Annotated in this window: 3 protein-coding genes; all 3 read left to right on the top strand. The window is 75.0% G+C overall.

Going from position 1 to position 3285, the window contains the following annotated elements; genetic code table 11:
• Window positions 1-48 precede the first annotated feature (48 nt).
• Window positions 49-1392 (top strand): MbnB/TglH/ChrH family RiPP precursor modification enzyme, encoded by a 1344-nt coding sequence (locus GKQ77_RS30415; RefSeq protein WP_219692342.1) that lies wholly within the window; start codon window positions 49-51, stop codon window positions 1390-1392.
• A 4-nt stretch (window positions 1393-1396) separates the two neighbouring features.
• Window positions 1397-2524 carry a TIGR04222 domain-containing membrane protein gene (locus tag GKQ77_RS30410; protein ID WP_219692341.1) on the top strand — a complete coding sequence of 376 codons (1128 nt, stop codon included), beginning with the start codon at window positions 1397-1399 and terminating at the stop codon, window positions 2522-2524.
• A 120-nt stretch (window positions 2525-2644) separates the two neighbouring features.
• A partial coding sequence (locus GKQ77_RS30405; protein ID WP_219692340.1) for a DUF4142 domain-containing protein occupies window positions 2645-3285 on the top strand: 641 nt, incomplete at its 3' end.

Below are 3285 nucleotides of genomic sequence, written 5' to 3'. Positions count from 1 at the left end.
GTCCGGGAGACCGGGGACCGGCAGGCCGGGGGACGAAGGGGGAGCGACATGCGGCGTCTGGGGACCGGTATCGGCTGGCGTCCGGAGATCGCGGACGCCGTGGAGGCGATGCCCGGCATCGACTGGGTCGAGGCCGTCGCGGAGAACGTCTGCCCGGGCCATCTGCCCGACTCCCTGCTGCGGCTGCGCGAGCGCGGCGTGACCGTCGTGCCGCACGGCGTCTCCCTGGGCCTCGGCGGCGCCGACCGCCCCGACGAGGGACGGCTCACCGCGCTCGCCGAGCGGGCGCTCGCGCTCGGCTCACCGCTGGTCACCGAGCACATCGCGTTCGTACGCGCCGGGGGCGACCTCACCGCCACGCAGCCCCTCGAAGCCGGGCATCTGCTGCCGGTGCCGCGCACCCGCGACGCGCTCGCCGTGCTCTGCGAGAACGTCCGCATCGCGCAGGACGCGCTGCCGGTGCCGCTCGCCGTGGAGAACATCGCCGCGCTGATCTCCTGGCCGGGCGAGGAGATGACGGAGGGGCAGTTCCTGTACGAGCTGGTCGAGCGTACGGGCGTACGTCTGCTCATCGACGTCGCCAACCTCCACACGAACCACGTCAACCGCGGCGAGGACCCGGCCAAGGCGCTGGACGAGCTGCCGGTCGAGGCCATCGCGTACGTCCATGTCGCGGGCGGCTTCGAGCGGGCCGGCGTCTGGCACGACAGCCACGCGCACCCCGTACCGGAACCGGTACTCGCCATCCTGGCCGACCTCGCCTCCCGGGTGACGCCGCCGGGGGTCCTCCTGGAACGGGACGAGAACTTCCCCGAACCGGCGGAGCTGGAGCGGGAGTTGGACACGATCCGGGCCACGGTCTGGGGGGCGGGTTCAGGTCCGGGAGCGGGTTCGGGGTCGGGTTCGGGCGTGGGCCCCGCTGACGGGCGGCGTGCGGGCCTGCCCGGCGGGCCGCGCGGGGAGCTTCCGCCGACCGCCGCCGCCCGCCAGCGCACCGCCCTCGCGCAGGCCGCCCTGCTCTCCGCGCTCGTCGCGGGGACGCCGGTGCCCGAAGGGTTCGACCGGGTGCGGCTGAAGGTGCAGAGTCAGGCGCTGGCCGCCAAGCGGGCCGACGTCGTCGCGAAGGTCGCGCCCGAGTTGCCGGGCATCCTCGGCGCGGCGTACCGCGCCGACTTCCTCGCCTACGCCCAGTCCCGGCCCATGACGGGCGGCTACCGCCTGGACGCGCTGGGCTTCGCCGAGTACCTGCTGCTCGCCGGGCGGCCCGGGGACGCCGACGCCAGGGGGCGGCTGAGCGACTGGTGGCTGGAGCGTTCCGGTCCCGCGCCGCTGTCCCGGGGGCCCGCCGCCAGGCTGCTCCGGGCCACCCGGCGTGTCCTGCTGAGGCGGTGACGCGGTGAGCATCGCGGGAATCATGTATACGGTCCTCGTCGTGGCCTCCTCCGCCGCGCTGATCAGAGGCGTGGTGGCGGCCGGGCGCCCCCAGGGGCCGGGCCCCGCCGGGGACGACCACGGCGACTTCGTGCGCGGGACGTGGGAGGCCGCGTTCCTCTCCGGCGGTCCCGCCCGGCTCGCGGACGCGCTGATCGCGGGCCTGCACGAGGACGGCCGTCTCGTCGTGGCCGGGCCCGGCGTCGTCGGCATCCCCCGGCCCACGGCGCGGAACCCCGCCGAGCAGGCCGTCATCGACACCCACCGCGCGGCGCCCAACGCCTCCCTGCACTGGCTGCGCGCGGCCGTGACGCACAGCGGCCCGGTGCGGGAGACGGGCGACGCGCTCGCGGCTCGCGGTCTGCTCATGCGGCCGGACCCGCGGCGGACATGGCGGACCTGGGCCGCGGCGCAACTCTTCGCGTGCGTCCTCGGGTTCCTCGCCGCCTCCATGCTGACCGTGGCGCAGTACGCGGACGACGCGGTGGTGCTCGGCGGCACCGACCGCGTGACGGACGCCATCCTCTACATGGTGCCGGCCGGTGTCATCGGCTTCGCGATCGCCCTGGGCTGCCTCTCCGTCACCGAGAAACAGCTCACCGCCGCGGGGCGCCGCGCTCTCGACGAGTACGTCGCCTCCTCACGCCATCTCACGGGCGCGGCGCACCTCGTGGCGACCCGCGGCCTCGCGGCGGCCCACCCCGACCTGCGTGCCCAGCTGATCGCCGCCGCCCGCGTGCGGAGGCGGACGCCTGCTCCGGCGGTGCCGCACCTGCCTCCGTTCCAGGGCCCCGGGGCGTGGGCCGGGCCCAACGGCTTCGCCTGCTCGGGCGGCACCGGCTCCGGCTCCGGCTGCGGTCCCGGGGGCGGCGCGGCGTGTTCCGCGGGCGGCTCGGCGTGCTCCGGCGGCGGCTCGGCCTGCTCAAGCGGGAGCGGCTACGCCTGCTCAAGCGGAGGCGGGGCAGCCTGCTCCGGCGGAAGCGGCTCGGCCTGCTCCGGCGGAAGCAGCGGCTCGGCCTGCTCCAGTGGAAGCAGCGGAAGCAGCGGCGGAGGCGGCGGGTCCAGTTGCAGCAGCTCGTCCTCCTCCTTCTGAGGGCACCCGCCAACGGCCCCACCCCCACGCGGCCGTACCGCAGTTGACGTACACCCCGCGATAACCCGTCATCCCGCCCCCGAAGGCGCACTAACGTGCGGTGCCGCAACAGGAGGCACCATGCGATCCCCAGCCGTCAACGGAACAGGCCTCATCGTCGCGGGACTCGTCGCGACCCTGGCCGCGCTCCTCTTCCCCCTCTGGTCCTACGAGGACCGCTCGGGCACCGGCCTCGACAGACTCGACGCCGAGACGGTGTCGACCGACTTCGGGCCGCTCTCCGCCCTGGACCGGGACTTCATCACCAAGGTCCGCCTCGCGGGCCTGTGGGAGCTGCCCGCCGGACAGCAGGCCGAGGAGCGCGGCACGACCAAGGCGGTGCGGACCGCGGGCCGGCACCTGGTCGAGGGGCACGCGTTCCTGGACGCGCGCGTACGGGAAGTCGCCACCCGGCTCAGCCTCGAACTGCCCAGCCAGCCCAGCCCCCAGCAGCGGGGCTGGCTCGCCGAGTTGAGCCGGGCGCGTGGGGAGACGTACAACCAGAAGTTCGCGAACATCCTGCGCCGCGCGCACGGCAAGGTGTTCTCGGTGGTGGCCGAGGTCCGCGCGAACACCCGTAACTCACTGGTGCGGGCCCTCTCCGACGACGCGAACACGACCGTCCTCGACCACATAACCGTCCTGGAGGCCACCGGTCTCGTCGACTTCGAGAGCATCGCCAGGGACGCGGCGACCGCGGGCCCGCCGCCCCTGACCCGCTC

This window comes from Streptomyces anatolicus, from assembly GCF_019400875.1.
GTDB lineage: Bacteria > Actinomycetota > Actinomycetes > Streptomycetales > Streptomycetaceae > Streptomyces > Streptomyces anatolicus.
The sequence above is the reverse complement of the archived record's forward strand: the minus strand, read 5'-3'. Positions and strand labels throughout refer to the sequence as shown.

Bases quoted from the DNA above. Each gene is read 5' to 3' on its own strand.
- GKQ77_RS30415 (WP_219692342.1), top strand. From the start codon at position 49: ATGCGGCGTCTGGGGACCGGTATCGGCTGGCGTCCGGAGATCGCGGAC.